This is a genomic window from Pseudomonas azadiae (genome assembly GCF_019145355.1).
Classification (GTDB): Bacteria; Pseudomonadota; Gammaproteobacteria; order Pseudomonadales; family Pseudomonadaceae; genus Aquipseudomonas; species Aquipseudomonas azadiae.
Genome location: NZ_JAHSTY010000002.1, coordinates 91,526 through 109,810 on the forward strand (window position 1 = coordinate 91,526; position 18,285 = coordinate 109,810).

Consider the following 18,285-nt stretch of genomic DNA (forward strand, 5'->3'; position numbering starts at 1 on the left):
CAGGCAAGCCAGCTCCCACACTGACCGCATTCAAGAGGTTATGCCCCGTGGCACTTCTTGAATTTCTTCTCGCTGCCGCACGGGCAAGGGTCGTTGCGACCCACGTCCTTCAGGGCGTTGCGCACCGGTTCCTGGTGAGCGTGGCCGCAGTTCGGGCCGTGGACATGGCCGTGCTCGTGGTCGTGGCTGTGATCATGGTGATCGTGATCGTGGTTGCAGTCAGGACCATGGACATGGGGTTGCTGAGTCATCGATGTCGCTCCGGAATAAAATCGCCGGGGATTATCTCGCCATTGTGGTTCACCTGCACGTCATAACCGATGAATAATCCGGTTTTCAGTTCGCCTTCCAGGCGATACGGCACGGGGCGGTCGGGTTTCTTCAGCATCTGCACCACATCGCGGATCTGCGGCCAGAGGTTGGTACGCACCGATACGCGAAAAAACTTATGACCACGCGGCGGTACGGTCAGCCACTCGTCGGACTCACCTTCGGTCAACACGAAGTTGCCCAGGGAAACCTTGTAGATCAGGCCGCGCACGGTCAGGTCGGCGTCGTCGCGGTTGTCCACGCGAAAGTACAGCTTGAATTTCTGTTCCAGCAACTTGGCGCGCACCACCTCGACCTTCACCAGCGAGACATGGGGCGGTGGCGAATCGTCCTCGAACCATGACGCGCAGCCGGTCAGGCCGAGGGTTAACGCCAGCATCAAGCTGTACATCCGGAGCATGGCGTCAGTCCTGTGGGTTAGAGGTAGCTGGAACAACACTTCTTGAATTTCTGCCCACTGCCGCACAGGCAGGCATCGTTGCGTCCGGCCTTCACTTCCACCGTCGGATCAATGAAGTACCAGCGTCCATCATTCTGTACGAAAGAGGAGCGCTCGCGGTGGCTATGTTCACCGGTAGCGTCATGCCAGCGTGCAGTGAAGGTCACGAAGGCGTGTTCGGGCTGGCCACCGAACACTTCGGAGCTTTCCACTTCAAGGCCAAGCCAGGTGCTCTGTGCGCTCCAGGCAGCGATGGCATTGCGATCCAGGCCGGCTTGTTGCGCCGGGAGCGTCGTGGCGACCAGGTAGTCCACCAGGCCCAGCACGTAGGCGCTGTAGCGTGAACGCATCAGCGCGGCGGCGCAGGGCGCCGGGTGCCCGGCGTGATAATGGCCGCAGCAGGCATCCAGCAGGTTGCCACTGCCGCAGGGGCAAATGGATGTACTCATCGGGTTACCACCAATACTTTCCGAAATTTTCCGGGTTGGCCCAGAAGCGGGCGTTGAGCCAGTCCGGCACCTGTTTATAGTCAAGCAGATCGTAGGTAAACAGCGTCAGGACCTGCTCATCACGCTGGAAACGTTCGCCGGCCTGCAGGGCCAGGGAGAAGAAGTCAGTGTCTTTCCAGTCGCAGGCGGCCAGGTCCACCAGCACCGCGATGCGGCTGGCATTGAGGTTGCGGATGCCACCCAGCAGCGTCAAGCCCTGTGGTTTCGACAGGTGCTCCAGGCAGTCCACCACCAGCGCCAGATCAAACCGTTGCGCGGCAAGCGCTGCGGGCAGCGCGCCCGGAGCCGCGACGGACACTTGGGTCTGCGGGTGGGCTTGTTGAAAAGCCTCCAGCGCCGGAAACTGGCTGGCGCCCAACAGCAGCAGGCGTTTTGGCTGGTGCAGATCAAGCAAGGCGGCCAGGGCTTGCTGGGGAGTACGGGCAGAAATACCGGCGGTCATCAGAGATCCTCACATCAGGAGACTAGAGACTAGCGCGGCTAAGCGTGCGGGCCTAGCGCGGTTGACTGCGAAAAGGTCTGCAGCGTGGACATTCCTCCCTTTATTAACTTTTTTGATCCTTCACTGGCAAAGCGCCTGTGGAAGTCGTTACTGTGCGTCCAAAGAAAAAACTAGAAATGAAAAATTAGGGGAGCCCCATGATGCGTAAGGTTTTACTGTTGGCCCTGCTGGTCAGCCCCGTTGTTCTGGCCCAGAGCGTCAGTGTCGAAACCAATTCGTTGATGCGCCTGCCCAGCAGCACCAGCGTGCTGCAACTGGAACGACTGGATGTGGCGGACTACGGCACCTTGCTGATTCCCGCGACCATCAGCCAGGTCACGGTGGATGAGCTGCATCTTGGGCGCGATGCGCGCATCGCCATTGTGCCGGGTAACACCGCGCTTCAATTGCAGGTACGTCATGCGCAGCTGGACCAGGGCAGCCAGATCACCTCGCGCGGCGCGCCCGGCACCCACGAAAAGCCGGCCAAGGCCGGGCGTGACCTGACCTTGCGCATCGATTCGCTGAACGCTGAAGAACTTTCCGTAGACGCCCGTGGCGGTGCCGGTGCCAAAGGCTATGCCGGTCTGGACGGCGCCAATGGCGAAGACCCGGGCTGCACCTGGGGCTCGGCGGGGCGTGGTTTTAACGGCGACAACGGTGGCGATGGCCTGCCGGGGGCGGCGGGCGCGACCGTGCGGGTTGAATTGCCACGGGACTTCCCTGCGGGGCAGATCAAGGTTTGGGTTGACGGTGGGCCTGGCGGTTTGGCCGGTACTGCGGGTAAACCGGGCAAAGGCGGGCAATCCAAAGGCTGTGTCGTGTACCGCGCCGGCGGAGGCGAGAAGGGCCGCCCAGGCTTGGAAGGGCAACCTGGACCGGCGGGGCCAGCGGGTTCCGTGACCATTCAGCGGCTTTGAGTCGCCTGGCCTGACGCCATCGCGGGCAAGCCCGCGATGGCGGTGTCCGAGTCGCCTCAGAACATCGGCCGAGCCGAAGCGATTGCCACCACCAGCAACCCCACAATCAAATTGATCCCCACCAACCTGCGAATCTGCCCCAGCACCGCGGCCCCCGCCGGCCAGTCCTCAGCGGCCACCGCGTTGCGCAACGCCGGAAGCTTCAACGCCTGGACACGGATAAACAACGCCGTCATCACCAGATACAAACCCATCATCACCTGCACATAACGCGGCGCGGTCTCAAACCCGTTGAAGCGCAGATGCAGCAGGCCGATGCCGCTGATCGGCAAAACGGCCACCGCAATCCACACCCATACGAAAAAACGTTGAAACACATTCGCCCATAGCGTTAGCCGGGCAGGGCCTTCAAGTGCCGCCCCGGCGGCGGGGCGCAGGATCATCCAGGCGAAAAACATGCCGCCGACCCACACCAGGGCGGCCAATACATGCAGCGTATAAGCGAGGTTAAACACGGTCATTGAAGTACTCCGTTCTGCGCGGGATTAATTAGCGGGGTATGATAGCGGCCGATCCGAACCACTGAAAATTTATCCAGCGTTTTTTGCGCCCGACTATCCATGATCAGCACTGAACTCAAAACCACGATCCAGGGTGCCTATTCGCGTTTTCTCGAAGCCAAGAGCTTGAAACCGCGCTACGGCCAACGCCTGATGATCGCCGAAGTGGCCAAGGTCCTCGGGGATATCGACACCGACGACGAAGGCCGCCGCGAGGGCGAGCCCGCGGTCGTGGCCGTCGAGGCCGGCACCGGTACCGGCAAGACCGTGGCCTACAGCCTGGCCGCAATCCCGACCGCCAAGGCCGCCGGCAAGCGCCTGGTGATCGCCACCGCCACCGTCGCCCTGCAGGAGCAGATTGTCTACAAAGACTTGCCTGACCTCATGCGCAACAGTGGCCTGAACTTCACCTTCGCCCTGGCCAAAGGCCGCGGCCGTTACATGTGCCTGTCCAAGCTCGACGTGCTCTTGCAGGAAGGCCATGCGCAAACCGCCACGGCGTCGCTGTTCGAGGAGGAAGGCTTCAAGATCGAAGTCGATGAAGTCAGCCAGAAGCTGTTCACCAGCATGATCGAGAAGCTCGCCGGCAATAAGTGGGATGGCGACCGCGACAGCTGGCCCACCGCCCTGGAAGACGCCGATTGGGCGCGCCTGACCACCGACCACAGTCAGTGCACCAACCGCCATTGCCCCAACTTCGGCCAATGCGCCTTCTACAAGGCGCGCGAAGGCATGGGCAAGGTCGATGTGATCGTCACCAACCACGACATGGTCCTGGCCGACCTGGCCCTGGGCGGCGGCGCCGTATTGCCGGACCCGCGCGACACCCTCTACGTCTTCGACGAAGGCCATCACCTGCCGGACAAGGCTATCGGCCATTTTGCCCACTACACGCGCCTGCGTTCCACCGCCGACTGGCTGGAAACCACCGCCAAGAACCTCACCAAGTTGCTGGCCCAGCACCCGCTGCCCGGCGACCTGGGCAAGCTGATCGAGCAAGTGCCGGAGCTGGCACGGGAAATCAAGACCCAACAGCAGTTCATGTTCAGCGCCTGCGAGCAGGTGGCCGATTTCAAGCCCGGTGAAGACGTCGAAGGCCGTGAGCGGCCACGTCATCGATTTGTCGGCGGGTTGATCCCCGAGCATATGCGCGAGATGGGCATCGAGTTGAAGAAAGGCTTCTCACGCCTGACCGACCTGTTCACCCGCCTCACCGACCTGCTCAAAGAGGGTATGGATGGCGAGGTCAACATCGGCATCGCCAGCAACCAGGCCGAGGAATGGTACCCGCTGTTCGGCAGCCTGTTGTCCCGCTCCCAGGGCAACTGGGAGCTGTGGACCGCCTTCACCGTCGAAGACCCGGAAGACAACCCGCCCATGGCCCGCTGGCTGACGCTGTCGGAAAGCGGCGCGCTGTTTGACATCGAGGTCAACGCCAGCCCGATCCTGGCGGCGGAAATGCTGCGGCGCAATCTGTGGAACGTGGCCTACGGCTGCCTGGTAACTTCGGCCACGCTGACGGCCCTGGGTACTTTCGACCGGTTCCGCATGCGCGCCGGCCTGCCGAAAAAGGCCGTCACCGCGGTGGTGCCGAGCCCGTTCCATCACGCCGACGCAGGCGTACTACGGGTGCCGGACCTCAAGGCCGACCCACGGGACGCGCCAGCGCACACCGCTGCAATCATTCGTGACCTGCCGGGGTTGGTGGAAGGCTCGCGCGGCACTCTGGTGCTGTTTTCGTCGCGCAAACAGATGCAGGACGTGTTCGACGGCCTCGACCGCGACTGGCGCAAACAGGTGTTTATCCAGGGCAACCTGTCCAAGCAGGAAACCCTGAACAAGCACAAGGCGCGAGTCGACGGCGGAGACTCCAGCGTGCTGTTCGGCCTGGCGAGTTTCGCCGAAGGGGTGGACTTGCCCGGCGCCTACTGCGAACACGTGGTGATTGCCAAGATCCCGTTTTCGGTGCCGGACGATCCCGTCGAGGCCGCGCTGGCCGAGTGGATTGAAGCGCGGGGCGGTAATCCGTTCATGGAAATCTCGGTGCCGGATGCTTCGTTGAAGCTGGTCCAGGCCTGCGGTCGCTTGCTGCGCACCGAAGAAGACCGGGGCACCATCACCTTGCTCGACCGCCGTCTGGTCACCCAGCGCTATGGCAAGGCCATCCTCAACGCCTTGCCGCCGTTCAGGCGCGAAATTTCTTAAGCCACCGTGGGCGAATGCGCCCACTTCGTGGTCTACCTCGATTATGTCATCAGGCCATTTACCGGCCGTCTGGGAGAACCTTGTCTGTATGATTCGCACGCTGCCCGCTCTTTTTGCCCTGCTGTTCACCGCGCCATTGATGGCTGCGCCCGCCGGGCAACAGACCTTGTTCAACTTCGTCCGGCCTGCCGATGTGGTCAAGGTGGCGACCCAGGACGCCAGCCTGCCGCAATACAATGCCGAACAGACTGCCGAAGGCGAAGTGCTGCGCCGCATCACCTTCAGCCCGGCTGCCGAACCGAGCCTGGTGCTCAGCCCGCAAACCGGCACCTGGGACTGGTCCCAGTCGGGCGCGATGAGCCTGCGCATACAAAGTGCAATGGACTGGGCGTTGACCCTCTACGTCAAGGTGCAGAGCGCTGACGGCCGTACCTTGGTCAGCCGCATCGACCTGCCTGCGGGCCCGGCCCAGACCCTGTTGGTCCCGCTGCAAGCCAACTCGCCGTTGAGCCAGGGCATGAAGGCTGGCCCGCCGATGCCGATCACCGTGGACGGCCAGCGCGTATTGCTGGCCAGCAGCGCCGGTGAAATCGACCGCGGCCAAGTGGTCTCGGTGACCTTGTCGATGATCAGGCCCAATGCCGCCCAAAGCATCCTGCTGGAGCGCTTTGGCGTGCAGGACAGCGAGCCGGTGTTGAAAGCGGCCTACAGCGAGTTGGTGGACGCCTATGGTCAATCCACCCGCGCGCGCTGGCCCGAAAAAGTCAGCAACGACGAACAGCTCAAGACCGCCGCGGCCAAAGAGCAGCAACAGCTCCAGAGCTGGCTGGCGACGCGGGATAAAGCCGCGTTGGACCCCTATGGCGGCTGGAACAAAGGCCCGGCGTTCGAGCCCAGCGGTTTTTTCCGCACCGAGAAGCGCGACGGGCGCTGGTACCTGGTGACGCCGGATGGTCATCCGTTCTATTCCTTGGGCGTCAACACCGTGGCGCCGGACAACAGCCAGACTTACGTGGCCGGCCGGGAATGGATGTTTGCCGCGTTGCCCAAGGCGGGCGAGCCTTTCGACAAGTACTACGGCAGCGGCGACAACCGCACCGGCAACGGCGCGGGCGAGGGCCGCAGCTTTGGCGCCGGACGTTGGTATGACTTCTATGGCGCCAACCTGCAGCGTACTTACGGCGGCGAGGGTTTCGACCAGAAGCGCTGGGTCGCGCACACCCTTGACCGCCTGCAGGCCTGGGGTTTCAACACCGTGGGCAACTGGAGCGAACCGGACCTGGCGAGCGCCGACCGCGTGCCGTACACCTTGCCGCTGTCGATCGTCGGCGACTACGCCAGCATCAGCACCGGCACCGATTGGTGGGGCGGCATGCCTGACCCGTTTGACCCGCGCTTCGCCATGGCCACCGAGCGCGCCGTGGCCATTGCTGCCCGCGATCACCGTGACGACCCGTGGCTGATCGGTTTCTTCGCCGATAACGAGCTGGCGTGGGCCGGCCCAGGCGATGCGCCGAAATCGCGCTACGCCCTGGCGTACGGCACGTTGCGCATGACCACCGATGTCCCGGCCAAGCGCGCGTTTCTCAAGCAACTGCGCGACAAATACCGTAACGAAGAAGGCCTGTCCAAGGCCTGGGGTATTCACTTGGCCGGTTGGGAGCTGTTGGAGGACCCTGGCTTCGAACCGCCGATGCCTGACCCTGAACACCCTGAAATAGAAGCTGACTTCAAACACTTCCAGAAGACCTTTGCGGACGCCTACTTCAAAACCATCTCCGACTCGCTCAAATGGCACGCGCCCAATCAACTGCTGCTGGGCGGCCGTTTTGCGGTGAGCACGCCTGAAGCCGTGGCGTCCTGTGCGCAGTATTGCGATGTACTGAGCTTCAACATGTACACCCTCAAGCCCCAGGACGGTTACGACTTCGCGGCCTTGCGTGCGTTGGATAAACCGGTGCTGATCACCGAATTCAATTTTGGCTCGGCCGACCGGGGGCCGTTCTGGGGCGGCGTGACGCAGTTGGCCAAGGAAGAAGATCGTGGCGCGGCGTATGCCAACTTCCTCAAGCAGGCCATGGCCGAGCCGTCGATTGTCGGCGTGCATTGGTTCCAGTACCTGGACCAACCCGTGACCGGGCGTTTGCTGGACGGCGAGAACGGCCATTTCGGCCTGGTGGGCATCACCGACCTACCGTTCCAGGGCTTCGTCGACAGCGTGCGCAAGAGCAACTTGGCAGCGGTTGATCAACTGGGCAAGGAAGCGCAGAAGGCCAAGGCTGTCGGAGCCGTGCATGAAAGCGAAGGGGGCAGGGCCGGCCAAGAAGGCAAAGGCCCGGGGCAGGGCGCCGGGCATGCCGGTGGGCATGCTGGGAATGGTCATTGATTGAGTGCTGACGGGTTCCCAAAACCCACAAGGGCTGGAACAATGTCGGCCACTTTTTGCTGTGTTTTCCGAGGGTGTTCAGGTGCAGATCCAAGGTCATTACGCACTCCAGTTCGAAGCGGTACGTGAAGCGTTTGCCGCGTTGTTCGATGACCCGCAGGAGCGGGGTGCCGGGCTCTGCATCCAGATCGGCGGTGAAACCGTCGTCGACCTGTGGGCCGGCACCGCTGACAAGGACGGTCTCGAGGCCTGGCACAGCGACACCATCGTCAACCTGTTCTCCTGCACCAAGACCTTTACTGCCGTGACGGCCCTGCAACTGGTTGCCGAAGGCAAATTGCAGCTGGACGCACCGGTCGCTCACTACTGGCCGGAGTTCGCCGCCGCCGGCAAGGAAGCCGTCACCCTGCGTCACTTGCTCTGCCACCAGGCCGGGTTGCCGGCGATCCGCGAGATGTTGCCTGTCGAGGCGCTGTACGACTGGCAACTGATGGTCGATACCCTGGCGGCCGAAGCCCCGTGGTGGACACCGGGCCAAGGCCACGGCTATGAGGCGATCACCTACGGCTGGCTGGTGGGCGAGTTGCTGCGGCGCGCCGATGGGCGCGGACCGGGAGAGTCCATCGTGGCGCGGGTAGCGCGGCCACTGGGGTTGGATTTCCATGTAGGCCTGGCGGATGCAGAGTTTTATCGCGTGGCGCATATTGCGCGCAGCAAAGGCAATATGGGTGATGAAGCCGCACAACGTTTATTGCAAGTAATGATGCGTGAACCTGCGGCCATGACGACGCGTGCATTTGCCAATCCACCGTCCATTCTGACCAGCACTAATAAACCTGAATGGCGGCGCATGCAGCAGCCGGCGGCAAATGGCCACGGCAATGCGCGCAGCCTGGCGGGGTTTTATAGTGGACTATTGGACGGTAGTTTGCTGGAAGCCGACATGCTCGAACAGTTGACCCGTGAACACAGTGTCGGGCCGGATAAAACATTACTGACCCAAACCCGTTTTGGCCTGGGCTGCATGTTGGACCAGCCGCAGTTGCCCAATGCCACCTTCGGCCTGGGGCCGCGTGCTTTCGGGCATCCCGGCGCAGGCGGTTCGGTAGGGTTTGCCGACCCGGAGCACGATGTAGCGTTTGGTTTCGTGACTAATACATTGGGCCCTTACGTACTTATGGACCCACGGGCGCAGAAGTTGGTCGGAATATTGGCCGGTTGTCTGTAAACCCCTTGCTGTTTCACATTTTTTTGTTACAAAGGCAACTATAAGAAGGCGCTGAACGAAATGATGTAACTTAAATGTTCTGTAAGCGTCTGTTTAACGGGTCACCCGGACCCCCGTTTCTTTTCTCATTTTGTGGATATCTCATGTTATCGAACAAGTCCTTGGCGCTGGCGCTATGTCTCACTATTACCGGTTGCGCACAAACTCCACAAAATGATGCCGGCGGGCATTGGTGGTCATTTGGGTCAGACAAGGCGGCTGCCAAGGACGCAGTGACCCAAACCGACGCCAAGCCGGATGCCAAGCCCGCCGCCGGCGCCAAGCCTGCTGCGCCTGCCACTGCTGCAGCCGCGCCTGCCACTGCCGCAGCGACTGCCCCCGCGCCTGCCGACGCCGCGCCTGCGCCAGCGGCCAAGGCCGACACGGGTTTCAACTGGTGGCCGTTTTCCTCCAAGAGCGCCGACGACAAGGAAGCCGTTGCCAAGGCCGACTTGAAAGCTGACCTCAAGGCTGCCGATCCAGGCCCTGTGGTCGCCAAGACCGACACCGAGACCCATTGGTGGTGGCCGTTCGAAAGCAAGCCAAAGCCGCTGGCCAAGGTTGATGTCAGCAACGTGCCGATGCCCGACCCGAAAATCACCCAAGCTTGGCTGGACGACTACGAGCCACGTCTGCGCGCTGCCATCAAGGACAGCAACCTGCAGCTGGAACGTCGCGACAACGTGCTCGTCGTGATTGCCCCGGTAGACGGCTCCTACAATCCGAAACGCCCGGCCATGTTGCTGCCGGTCACCCTGGGTCCGTTCACGCGTGTGGCCAAGGCTGTTGAAGCCGACCCGAAGACGGCCGTTCTGGTGCTGGGCCACGTCGATGCCACCGGCACCGCCCCGGCCAGCCAGGCGTTGACCAAGGAGCGCGCGCAATCCATCGCCTCGATCTTCAGCCTCAGCGGCCTCAAGCAAGACCGTTTGATGCTGCGCGGCATGGGCGACCTGATGCCACGTGCCGCCAACGACAGCAACCAGGGTCGCGCCCTGAACCGTCGTATGGAAATCATGTTCACCCAGCGCTCGACCATGTTGGCACTGTTGAGCAACTACAATTCCGGCAAGACGCCGCCTGTGGCTGAAATGGTTGCCGTGCAGAATGTTCCTGCCCCGGCGCCTGCCGCCAAGGCCCCGGCCAAAAAAGCGGCTGCCAGCAAGGCAACCAGCAAGAAAGCCGCTGCCAAGCCAGCCGCCAAAAAGGCCCCGGCCAAGCCTGCTGCCAAGAAGCCGGCTGCGGCCAAAGCCAAGGCTGATGCGCCCGCGCCGAGTGACCAGGCGAAAAACTGATCCGCTGAACCAGAAGGATAAAGCCGCATGACCCAGGCACTGGCCGATATGCGCCGTGACTACACACGGGACGGTTTGAGCGAGGCCCAGGCCCCGAGCGAACCGTTTGCCTTGTTCCACCAATGGTTCGCCGATGCGGTGAAAACCGAGCAGCCACCGGTGGAAGCCAATGCCATGACCTTGGCCACGGTCGACCAGGACGGTCGTCCGCACTGCCGCATCCTGTTGCTCAAGGGCCTGGATGCGCAGGGCTTTACCTTCTTTACCAATTACCAGAGTGCCAAGGGCCAACAGCTCGCGGCGCGGCCGTTTGCGGCCATGACCTTCTTCTGGCCGACTCTGGAGCGCCAAGTACGCATCGAGGGGCGGGTGGTCAAGGTCACGCCTGAGGAATCGGACGCTTATTATCAGGTCCGCCCGCTGGGCAGCCGCCTGGGCGCCTGGGCTTCGCCGCAGAGCCAGGTCATTCGTGACCGCGAAGCATTGCAGGACCTGCTCAAGGCCACCGAGCAGCGTTTCAGCGACACCCAGCCCGATTGCCCCGAGCACTGGGGTGGCTATCGTTTGCTGCCCGAGCGCATCGAGTTCTGGCAAGGCCGCGCCAGCCGCCTGCACGATCGCCTGAACTATCGCCTGCAAGGGGCCGATTGGACACGTGAGCGCCTGGCGCCCTGAGCTGCACCTTTCGTCACTTTGCCTGAATGTTGCCGATCACTTCGAAGTCTCTATAAGGGGCTTCGGGCGACTGCTGCGCGGCGTCGTCCAGCCAATGCGACCGTTCGTCGAGTTTTGTGGTGCGCGCAGTCTGTACTCAGGCTGAATGAACGCAATTTTCTGCGGTGCTTGCCGTGACAGGCGTCAAGCTGCAGCGTTTAATGAACACCTGTCCTTTGGAGTTGATGCTATGCGTAAGTCTGTTTTACTGGTTGCCTGCTTTACCACCCTGTCGTTGTTGTTGGGTGGCTGCGCCTCGAGTCTGACCGGCGACTCATACTCCCGTGACGAAGCGCGTCGTGTACAAACCGTGCGCATGGGCACCATCGAGTCCCTGCGCCCGGTGAAAATCGAAGGCACCAAGACCCCAATCGGCGGCGCTGCCGGCGCGGTCATCGGCGGTGTTGGCGGCAGCGCCATCGGCGGCGGGCGTGGCAGCATCGTTACCGCAGTGATCGGCGCTGTCGCCGGCGGCCTGCTGGGTTCGGCCACTGAAGAAGGCCTGACCCGCACGCAGGGCGTGGAAATCACCGTTCGCGAAGACGACGGCAGCACGCGCGCCTATGTGCAGGCCGTGCAGGAGAACGAAATCTTCCGCATTGGTGACCGTGTGCGCATCATGACGGTTGATGGTACGAGCCGCGTTACGCGTTAAGCGCGGGGTGTAGAAACACAACCCCCAACCGGGTGACCGGTTTGGGGGTTTTTGGTTTATGGGGCCAATATTCCAGGACGGTATTGGGGGTTGAGTGTCGGCGACTGAGTAGGGCAAAAAACGGGCAATAAAAAACCGCCTTAGTAGGGCGGTTTTTTATTGCAAACCCGATTTTCATCAAGGCTTGCATCCTCTAGGACGCAATGACATGGACGGATACTACTGTTGCTCGGCGTTCGCCACAAGATGCGGCGATGAGCGGTGATCAACCTTTCTTATACATTTCTTGTCGGCGGTGATTGCAAAAAAGCGAAATAACTTGAGCAACGTTTTTTGGCGTTCTTGCGCCGTTGGACACACTTCAACCCGCACGCTCAGTTAGTATCGACCCCGTTCTGCGATCGTCATTCTGTACGTGTGCTGGGTATCTACGCAGGTTTTGGACCGACCGCCACGGGCTAGTAATCCGTGCCGGATTCATGCGGAAGGCCCATTAACCCAGCCGCCTCATAGGACGCAATGACAGCATCCAAAGGCTCACATGTTCCGGTAAGTGCGCTGGAGGTAAGGCCCAACATTTGGAGGGCCGAGTATGTCTAAGTTTGCACGACGTACGTGGAACCTCGTAGTGAATGCCCTGCGTGTTTATCACGTCTGGACGTTCCTGCGGGACAGCTTCGATGACCTGTAAGGTCTGAAGAAGTGGAGCCGCCTCGGTGTACGCCGAGGCGGCTTTTTGGTTTTTGGCTCGTCAGTTCACACTGTCAAACTGAAGGTATAGCCTTCTTGCGACTCGCCAGCGCCGTCACCGCATACCCGATACACGCTGCCAGTATCGACCCGGTCAGAATGCCCATCCGGTCTTCTCCGGCAAACTCACTGGCTCCCGGCACAAATGCCAGGGACCCGACAAACAGGCTCATGGTAAAGCCGATGCCGCACAGGATCGCCACGCCAAACACCTGGCCCCAATTCGCGCCGCTGGGCAGGGCGGCAATGCCGGTCTTGATGGCCAGCCAGGTGAGGCCAAACACGCCGATGGTCTTGCCGATCAGCAGGCCTGCGGCGATGCCCATCGGTACATGGTGGGTAAAGCTTTCCAGGCTGACGCCGGTCAGGGACACGCCCGCGTTGGCGAAGGCGAACAACGGCAGGATGCCGTAGGCCACCCACGGGTGCAGGGCGTGTTCCAGGGTGAGCAGCGGCGACGGCTCGGCGTTTTTGGTGCGCATCGGGATGCAGAACGCCAATGTCACGCCGGCGAGCGTCGCGTGAACGCCGCTCTTGAGTACGCACACCCACAGGATCAGCCCGATGATCAGGTAGGGCCCGAGCTTGATCACGCCCAGTCGGTTCATCGCGATCAACGCAATCAGGCAGGCCCCCGCACCGGCCAGGGCGGCGCCGGACAAGTCGGCGGAATAGAACACGGCGATGACGATGATCGCGCCCAGGTCATCGATGATGGCCAGGGTCATCAGGAACAGCTTGAGCGATACCGGTACGCGCTTGCCCAGCAAGGCCAGCACACCGAGGGCGAAGGCAATGTCGGTGGCCATGGGGATCGCCCAGCCCGACAGCGCGGCAGGGTAGTCCTTGTTAATCGCCCAATAGATCAGCGCCGGCACCACCATGCCGCCGATGGCTGCCGCGCCAGGCAGCACTACCTGCGACGGCTTGGACAGGTGGCCGTCGAGCAGCTCGCGCTTGACCTCAAGGCCGATCAACAGGAAGAACAAGGCCATCAGGCCATCGTTGATCCATAGTAGTGCCGGTTTGGCGATTTTCAATGCGCCAATCTGCGCCACTACCGGTACGTCGAGAAACGCGCCGTACAGGTGCGACAAGGGCGAATTGTTAATGATCAAGGCCAGTGCCGCAGCTGCGATCAACAATAGACCGCTGGCGGCTTCCAGCTGGAAGAAACGGGTGAAAGTGCTACGCAGAGGCAAGGGACGCTCTCCAATCCAAGATTCAATAGGTGGGTACCCTAACCCGTACCGTTAGTTGTTAAAACAAAAGTTATATTCTTATTTGTTATAACCAGAGGTCCGCGATGACGCTTCGGCTAAGCCCGGCAATTGTGTGTCTTATTGAGTCGGCACTGTATCTGTCTGGCGTGTAGGAAACCCCCTAAAATCGGGGCTTACACCCTCAGAGAAACACGCCATGAGCGACCACCGTCCCTGGGCCCGCGAAGCCATTCGTATCATTGAAGCAGACTTCCAGCGCAGCGCCGACACGCACCTGATCCCCTTGCCGCTGCCAGGTTTGCCGGGCACCGAGCTGTACTTCAAGGATGAGTCCAGTCACCCGACCGGCAGCCTCAAGCATCGGCTGGCGCGTTCATTGTTTCTGTACGCGCTGTGCAATGGCTGGCTCAAGCCCGGCGCCCCGGTGATCGAAGCGTCCAGCGGTTCGACGGCGATTTCCGAAGCCTATTTCGCCCGTCTGCTCGGCCTGCCCTTTATTGCGGTGATGCCGGCGACCACCTCCCAGGAGAAGATCGCGCAAATTGCCTTCTATGGCGGTAGAAGCCACCTGGTACAGGACCCGACGCAGATTTATGCTGAATCTGAACGCCTGGCACGGGAAAGCGGCGGTCACTTCATGGATCAGTTCACCTACGCCGAACGCGCGACCGACTGGCGGGCCAACAACAATATTGCCGAATCGATCTTCCAGCAGATGCGTTTTGAGCAGTATCCGGAACCGAGCTGGTTGATCTCCAGCCCCGGTACCGGCGGCACCACCGCGACCCTGGGTCGTTATGTGCGTTATCGCCAGCATTGCACGCGCGTGCTGTGTGCCGATGCCGAGCGTTCGGTGTTCTTTGATTTCTACCAGAGCGGCGACGCGAGCCTGCGTCTGGACTGTGGTTCGCGCATCGAAGGCATTGGCCGGCCACGGGTTGAAGCGTCGTTCCTGCCGGCGGTGATCGATGCAATGGTCAAGGTGCCGGATGCGCTCTCGCTGGCGGCCATGCATTACCTGGCCGAACGGCTGGGTCGCCGGGTCGGCGGCTCCAGCGGGACCAACCTGATTGGCGCGCTGGTAGCGGCGCAGCAGATGAAGGCAGCGGGAGAGTCGGGATCGATCGTGGCGATCCTGTGCGATGGGGGCGAGCGGTATGCCACAACCTATTACGACCAGGCGTGGTTGGCGGGGCAGGGGTATGAACTGGATGGTTTGATCAAAGAGGTTGCGGCGAGTGTGGAGCGTGGTGAGCCGCTGCCGAACAGCATCCAGCGCGCCAACATCTGACACCACACAAAACCAAATGTGGGAGCAGGCTTGCCTGCGAATGCGGAGTGTCAGTCGCAGAGTGTATCGACTGAACCACCGCAATCGCAGGCAAGCCAGCTCCCACATTTGATAGGTGTTGTCAGCAAAGAACTATCAGGCCTCGATGCCCAACATATCCCGCGCCAACGCCTCGGCAATCCGGATCCCATCCACGCCCGCCGACAGAATCCCGCCGGCATAACCCGCACCTTCACCGGCCGGGAACAGGCCTTTCACGTTCAAGCTCTGCATCGATTCATTTCGGGTAATCCGCAGCGGCGATGAGGTGCGCGTCTCGATACCGGTCAACACCGCATCGTGCAGCGAGTAGCCCTTGATCTGCTTCTCGAACGCGGGCAGTGCTTCGCGGATCGCCTCGATGGCGAACGCCGGCAAGGCCAGGGCCAAGTCACCCAGGGACACGCCGGGCTTGTAGGAAGGTTCCACACTGCCAATAGCCGTGGACGGCTTGCCTGCAATGAAATCACCGACTAACTGCGCCGGGGCGTCGTAATTGCTGCCGCCGAGGAGGTAGGCGTGGGATTCCAGGCGTTCCTGCAGCTCGATCCCCGCCAGCGGACCGCCCGGGTAATCCACCTCAGGGGTGATGCCGACCACGATGCCGGAGTTGGCATTGCGTTCGTTACGCGAGTACTGGCTCATGCCGTTGGTCACGACGCGGTTCGGCTCGGACGTCGCCGCCACCACGGTGCCGCCTGGGCACATGCAGAAGCTGTAGACCGAGCGGCCGTTCCTGGCGTGGTGCACCAGTTTGTAGTCTGCGGCCCCCAATTTCGGGTGCCCGGCGTATTTGCCCAGGCGCGCGGCGTCGATCAACGACTGCGGGTGTTCGATACGAAAACCTACCGAGAACGGCTTGGCTTCCATGTACACGCCACGGCCGTGGAGCATGCGGAAGGTATCGCGGGCGCTGTGGCCCAAGGCCAGGATCACATGCCTGGAAAGGATCTGTTCGCCGCCATCGACGACCACGCCGTTCAACTGCCCGTCTTCGATCAGCACGTCGGTAACCCGCTGTTCGAAGCGCACTTCACCGCCCAGGGCGATGATCTGCTCACGCATGTTTTCTACCACGCCGGTCAGGCGGAAGGTGCCGATGTGCGGCTTGCTGACGTAGAGGATTTCTTCCGGCGCACCGGCCTTGACGAACTCGTGCAGGACTTTGCGGCCGTGGAACTTCGGGTCCTTGATCTGGCTGTAGAGCTTGCCGTCGGAAAACGTCCCGGCACCGCCTTCACCAAACTGCACATTGGACTCAGGGTTCAGCACGCTTTTGCGCCACAGGCCCCAGGTGTCCTTGGTGCGCTGGCGCACTTCCTTGCCGCGCTCGAGGATGATCGGCTTGAAGCCCATTTGCGCCAGCAACAGCCCGGCAAAGATGCCGCACGGGCCAAAACCCACCACGATCGGACGTTCGACCAGACCTTCCGGCGCCTGGCCCACCACTTTATAGCTGACATCCGGCGCCGGGTTGACGTTGCGGTCATCGGCAAACTTGAGCAGCAGGGCGGCTTCGCCCTTCACGTTCAAATCGATGGTGTAGATGAAGCACAGCTCCGAGGATTTCTTGCGCGCATCGTAGCTGCGTTTGAACAGGGTGAAATCGAGCAGGTCATCACTGGCGATGCCCAGGCGCTGCAGGATCGCAGGGCGCAGGTCTTCTTCGGGATGGTCGATGGGCAGCTTGAGTTCGGTGATTCGTAACATGACAGGATCCGGTAGGCGGCGGGCTGAGTGGCCGGCTGTTTTGCAAACCGGCGATTATAAGCCCCAATGGCCGTTTCCCGTCATGTTAAAACAGCGCAGTGCCCAGTCAGTCGTCGCGCGAACCGCCAAACGAGGCGCAGCCCCGTTGCACCTGGCCGTTAACCCGCAACTCGGCGGTCATGTGCTGCAGGCTGCCGCTGACGCTGTCGATGCAACGTTGCGGGGCGACCCACAATTCGACGTGCTGGTTGTTGGCTTCGGTCATCAGGTTGAAGCGGCCGTCACCGATCTGCTCTTCCACATAGGGCACCGCCAGGGGTGGCTGGCCTTCGCGCTGCAGTACCATGCCCTTGGCCGTGACGTTCATCGCCCAGGCTGGATTGTGGCCGTTGGCGCGCAGGATCATGCGCTTGAAATCCGGGTCGGCGCAGGCCGAGGTCGAGCGCTCGACGCGGTAGAGCTGCTGCAGGTCGACGCTGCCCTGGGTGCCGCTGGCGACCCCGGAGAATTTGCCACGCAGGTCGGCGAACAACGCACCTTGCTGGCCGGCCAGGGACGCCGCTTCCTGCAGGATGCTGGTGCCGCCCGTGTCGTTGACCACGTAGTTGCGTTTGTCATTGCACGGCTGGAACAGCAGCTTATCGCCGACCGCCGTGAGTTCGCCCTGCATGCGGGTCAGCCCGGCCAGAGACGGCGTGGCCGGCTCCTTGTCGAACATCTGGCAGGCGGCGAACAGGGGGAACAAGGCAAACAGAGCAAGGGTATGGGCGGCACGCATGATCGGGTCTCCAGACAAGTGCCGCCACGTTACGCAGGCCGGCGTCGCATCACAACCCCGCCCGGCAGCTTAAGGCGATTCTGACAGACGCCGGGTTCAGCCGACGATAAAGGTCTGACCCGTTTGCAGGCCTTCGACACTTTTTGCGTAGGCCAACGCCACGTCGGCGCCTGCTGCCGGTTTGAAGCCGCGGAAGTACGGCGCATAGCTGCCCATGGCTTCGAGCAGGACCGTCGGGCTCACCGAATTGACGCGCAGTCCTCTAGGCAACTCGAGCGCCGCCGCCTTGACGAAGGCATCCAGCGCGCCGTTGACCAGGGCCGCCGAGGCGCCGGTGCGGATCGGGTCGCGGTTGAGAATGCCGCTGGTGAAGGTGAACGAGGCGCCGTCGTTGGCGTACTCACGACCGATCAACAGCAGGTTGACCTGGCCCATCAGCTTGTCACGCAGGCCCAATTCAAAATCGTCTTCGCTCATGTCGCCCAGCGCCACGAAGTTCACGCTGCCCGCCGCGCAGACCAGCGCGTCGAATCGGCCGGTCTGCTCAAACAGTCTGCGGATCGACGTGCTATCGCTGATATCCACTTGATAGTCACCGCTGCTGCGGCCGATGCCGATCACTTCGTGACGCTGGGCCAGCTCGGCCTTGACGGCCGTGCCGACGGTGCCGCTGGCGCCAATCAACAGGATTTTCATGGTGTTGTTCCTCCGGGTGAATGAAGGCTCAGTCTAG

The 18,285-nt window shown here is 61.8% G+C and carries 17 protein-coding genes; 8 read left to right on the forward strand and 9 right to left on the reverse strand.

From position 1 onward, the window contains the following. Positions 1-38: 38 nt before the first annotated feature. From KVG91_RS16770 to KVG91_RS16785, 4 genes are read right to left on the reverse strand one after another with little or no spacing between them, the layout of a single operon-like run. Positions 39-251 carry an SEC-C metal-binding domain-containing protein gene (locus KVG91_RS16770; protein ID WP_076950063.1) on the reverse strand — a complete coding sequence of 71 codons (213 nt, stop codon included), beginning with the start codon at positions 249-251 and terminating at the stop codon, positions 39-41. Beyond that, on the reverse strand, positions 248-730 hold the full coding sequence (locus tag KVG91_RS16775; protein ID WP_169375627.1) for an LEA type 2 family protein: 483 nt from the start codon (positions 728-730) through the stop codon (positions 248-250). The genes KVG91_RS16770 and KVG91_RS16775 overlap by 4 nt, the downstream gene beginning before the upstream one ends. Before the next feature lie 17 nt (positions 731-747). Then, entirely contained in the window at positions 748-1,218 is a 471-nt protein-coding gene (locus KVG91_RS16780) for a YchJ family protein (RefSeq protein ID WP_169375628.1), read from the reverse strand. A gap of 4 nt (positions 1,219-1,222) precedes the next feature. Next, the gene (locus KVG91_RS16785; protein ID WP_169375629.1) at positions 1,223-1,720 is read right to left on the reverse strand and encodes a DUF6231 family protein; all 498 of its coding nucleotides are present in this window, start codon (positions 1,718-1,720) and stop codon (positions 1,223-1,225) included. A 200-nt stretch (positions 1,721-1,920) separates the two neighbouring features. Here KVG91_RS16785 and KVG91_RS16790 point away from each other — a divergent pair, with 200 nt between their 5' ends. Further along, positions 1,921-2,679, forward strand: coding sequence for a collagen-like protein (locus tag KVG91_RS16790; RefSeq protein ID WP_169375630.1), 759 nt, complete (start codon positions 1,921-1,923; stop codon positions 2,677-2,679). A 56-nt stretch (positions 2,680-2,735) separates the two neighbouring features. Here the strand turns inward: KVG91_RS16790 and KVG91_RS16795 are convergent, their stop codons facing one another. Further along, on the reverse strand, positions 2,736-3,200 hold the full coding sequence (locus KVG91_RS16795) for a CopD family protein (protein WP_169375631.1): 465 nt from the start codon (positions 3,198-3,200) through the stop codon (positions 2,736-2,738). 99 nt (positions 3,201-3,299) lie between these two features. On the opposite strand from KVG91_RS16795, the gene dinG reads away from it, so the two are divergent. From dinG to KVG91_RS16825, 6 genes are all read left to right on the forward strand, one after another. Continuing rightward, positions 3,300-5,444: an ATP-dependent DNA helicase DinG gene (gene dinG / locus KVG91_RS16800; protein ID WP_012722636.1), complete on the forward strand. Its 2,145-nt coding sequence runs from the start codon at positions 3,300-3,302 to the stop codon at positions 5,442-5,444. An 88-nt stretch (positions 5,445-5,532) separates the two neighbouring features. Then, complete coding sequence (locus tag KVG91_RS16805) at positions 5,533-7,830, forward strand: beta-galactosidase (protein WP_169375632.1); 2,298 nt, start codon at positions 5,533-5,535, stop codon at positions 7,828-7,830. Between the two features lie 82 nt (positions 7,831-7,912). Continuing rightward, a complete protein-coding gene (locus tag KVG91_RS16810) occupies positions 7,913-9,058 on the forward strand; it encodes a serine hydrolase domain-containing protein (protein ID WP_169375633.1) in 1,146 nt (381 codons plus the stop codon). A 143-nt stretch (positions 9,059-9,201) separates the two neighbouring features. Continuing rightward, complete coding sequence (locus KVG91_RS16815) at positions 9,202-10,392, forward strand: OmpA family protein (RefSeq protein ID WP_169375634.1); 1,191 nt, start codon at positions 9,202-9,204, stop codon at positions 10,390-10,392. A 27-nt stretch (positions 10,393-10,419) separates the two neighbouring features. Next, a complete protein-coding gene (pdxH, locus tag KVG91_RS16820; protein ID WP_169375635.1) occupies positions 10,420-11,067 on the forward strand; it encodes a pyridoxamine 5'-phosphate oxidase in 648 nt (215 codons plus the stop codon). Positions 11,068-11,296: 229 nt separating this feature from the next. Beyond that, a complete protein-coding gene (locus tag KVG91_RS16825) occupies positions 11,297-11,761 on the forward strand; it encodes an outer membrane lipoprotein (protein ID WP_003231137.1) in 465 nt (154 codons plus the stop codon). 764 nt (positions 11,762-12,525) lie between these two features. Here the strand turns inward: KVG91_RS16825 and nhaA are convergent. Next, positions 12,526-13,713, reverse strand: coding sequence for a Na+/H+ antiporter NhaA (gene nhaA, locus KVG91_RS16830; protein WP_169375636.1), 1,188 nt, complete (start codon positions 13,711-13,713; stop codon positions 12,526-12,528). Between the two features lie 217 nt (positions 13,714-13,930). On the opposite strand from nhaA, the gene KVG91_RS16835 reads away from it, so the two are divergent. Next, the gene (locus KVG91_RS16835; protein ID WP_169375637.1) at positions 13,931-15,025 is read left to right on the forward strand and encodes a PLP-dependent cysteine synthase family protein; all 1,095 of its coding nucleotides are present in this window, start codon (positions 13,931-13,933) and stop codon (positions 15,023-15,025) included. Positions 15,026-15,160: 135 nt separating this feature from the next. On the opposite strand, the gene KVG91_RS16840 is transcribed toward KVG91_RS16835, so the two are convergent. The 3 genes from KVG91_RS16840 to KVG91_RS16850 form a co-directional block, all read right to left on the reverse strand. Continuing rightward, entirely contained in the window at positions 15,161-16,774 is a 1,614-nt protein-coding gene (locus KVG91_RS16840) for an NAD(P)/FAD-dependent oxidoreductase (RefSeq protein WP_169375638.1), read from the reverse strand. Positions 16,775-16,880: 106 nt separating this feature from the next. Continuing rightward, complete coding sequence (locus KVG91_RS16845) at positions 16,881-17,552, reverse strand: COG3650 family protein (protein ID WP_169375639.1); 672 nt, start codon at positions 17,550-17,552, stop codon at positions 16,881-16,883. Positions 17,553-17,648: 96 nt separating this feature from the next. Further along, positions 17,649-18,248, reverse strand: coding sequence for a short chain dehydrogenase (locus KVG91_RS16850; protein ID WP_169375640.1), 600 nt, complete (start codon positions 18,246-18,248; stop codon positions 17,649-17,651). Between the last annotated feature and the right edge of the window lie 37 nt (positions 18,249-18,285).

What these genes read in the sequence shown, in the direction of transcription:
- KVG91_RS16805 (WP_169375632.1), top strand. Translation starts at nt 5,533, where the DNA reads ATGATTCGCACGCTGCCCGCTCTTTTTGCCCTGCTGTTCACCGCGCCA.
- KVG91_RS16790 (WP_169375630.1), top strand. Translation starts at nt 1,921, where the DNA reads ATGCGTAAGGTTTTACTGTTGGCCCTGCTGGTCAGCCCCGTTGTTCTG.
- dinG (WP_012722636.1), top strand. Translation starts at nt 3,300, where the DNA reads ATGATCAGCACTGAACTCAAAACCACGATCCAGGGTGCCTATTCGCGT.
- KVG91_RS16850 (WP_169375640.1), bottom strand. Translation starts at nt 18,248, where the DNA reads ATGAAAATCCTGTTGATTGGCGCCAGCGGCACCGTCGGCACGGCCGTC.
- KVG91_RS16835 (WP_169375637.1), top strand. Translation starts at nt 13,931, where the DNA reads ATGAGCGACCACCGTCCCTGGGCCCGCGAAGCCATTCGTATCATTGAA.
- KVG91_RS16780 (WP_169375628.1), bottom strand. Translation starts at nt 1,218, where the DNA reads ATGAGTACATCCATTTGCCCCTGCGGCAGTGGCAACCTGCTGGATGCC.
- KVG91_RS16825 (WP_003231137.1), top strand. Translation starts at nt 11,297, where the DNA reads ATGCGTAAGTCTGTTTTACTGGTTGCCTGCTTTACCACCCTGTCGTTG.
- KVG91_RS16785 (WP_169375629.1), bottom strand. Translation starts at nt 1,720, where the DNA reads ATGACCGCCGGTATTTCTGCCCGTACTCCCCAGCAAGCCCTGGCCGCC.
- KVG91_RS16770 (WP_076950063.1), bottom strand. Translation starts at nt 251, where the DNA reads ATGACTCAGCAACCCCATGTCCATGGTCCTGACTGCAACCACGATCAC.
- KVG91_RS16815 (WP_169375634.1), top strand. Translation starts at nt 9,202, where the DNA reads ATGTTATCGAACAAGTCCTTGGCGCTGGCGCTATGTCTCACTATTACC.
- KVG91_RS16840 (WP_169375638.1), bottom strand. Translation starts at nt 16,774, where the DNA reads ATGTTACGAATCACCGAACTCAAGCTGCCCATCGACCATCCCGAAGAA.
- KVG91_RS16795 (WP_169375631.1), bottom strand. Translation starts at nt 3,200, where the DNA reads ATGACCGTGTTTAACCTCGCTTATACGCTGCATGTATTGGCCGCCCTG.
- pdxH (WP_169375635.1), top strand. Translation starts at nt 10,420, where the DNA reads ATGACCCAGGCACTGGCCGATATGCGCCGTGACTACACACGGGACGGT.
- KVG91_RS16775 (WP_169375627.1), bottom strand. Translation starts at nt 730, where the DNA reads ATGCTCCGGATGTACAGCTTGATGCTGGCGTTAACCCTCGGCCTGACC.
- KVG91_RS16845 (WP_169375639.1), bottom strand. Translation starts at nt 17,552, where the DNA reads ATGCGTGCCGCCCATACCCTTGCTCTGTTTGCCTTGTTCCCCCTGTTC.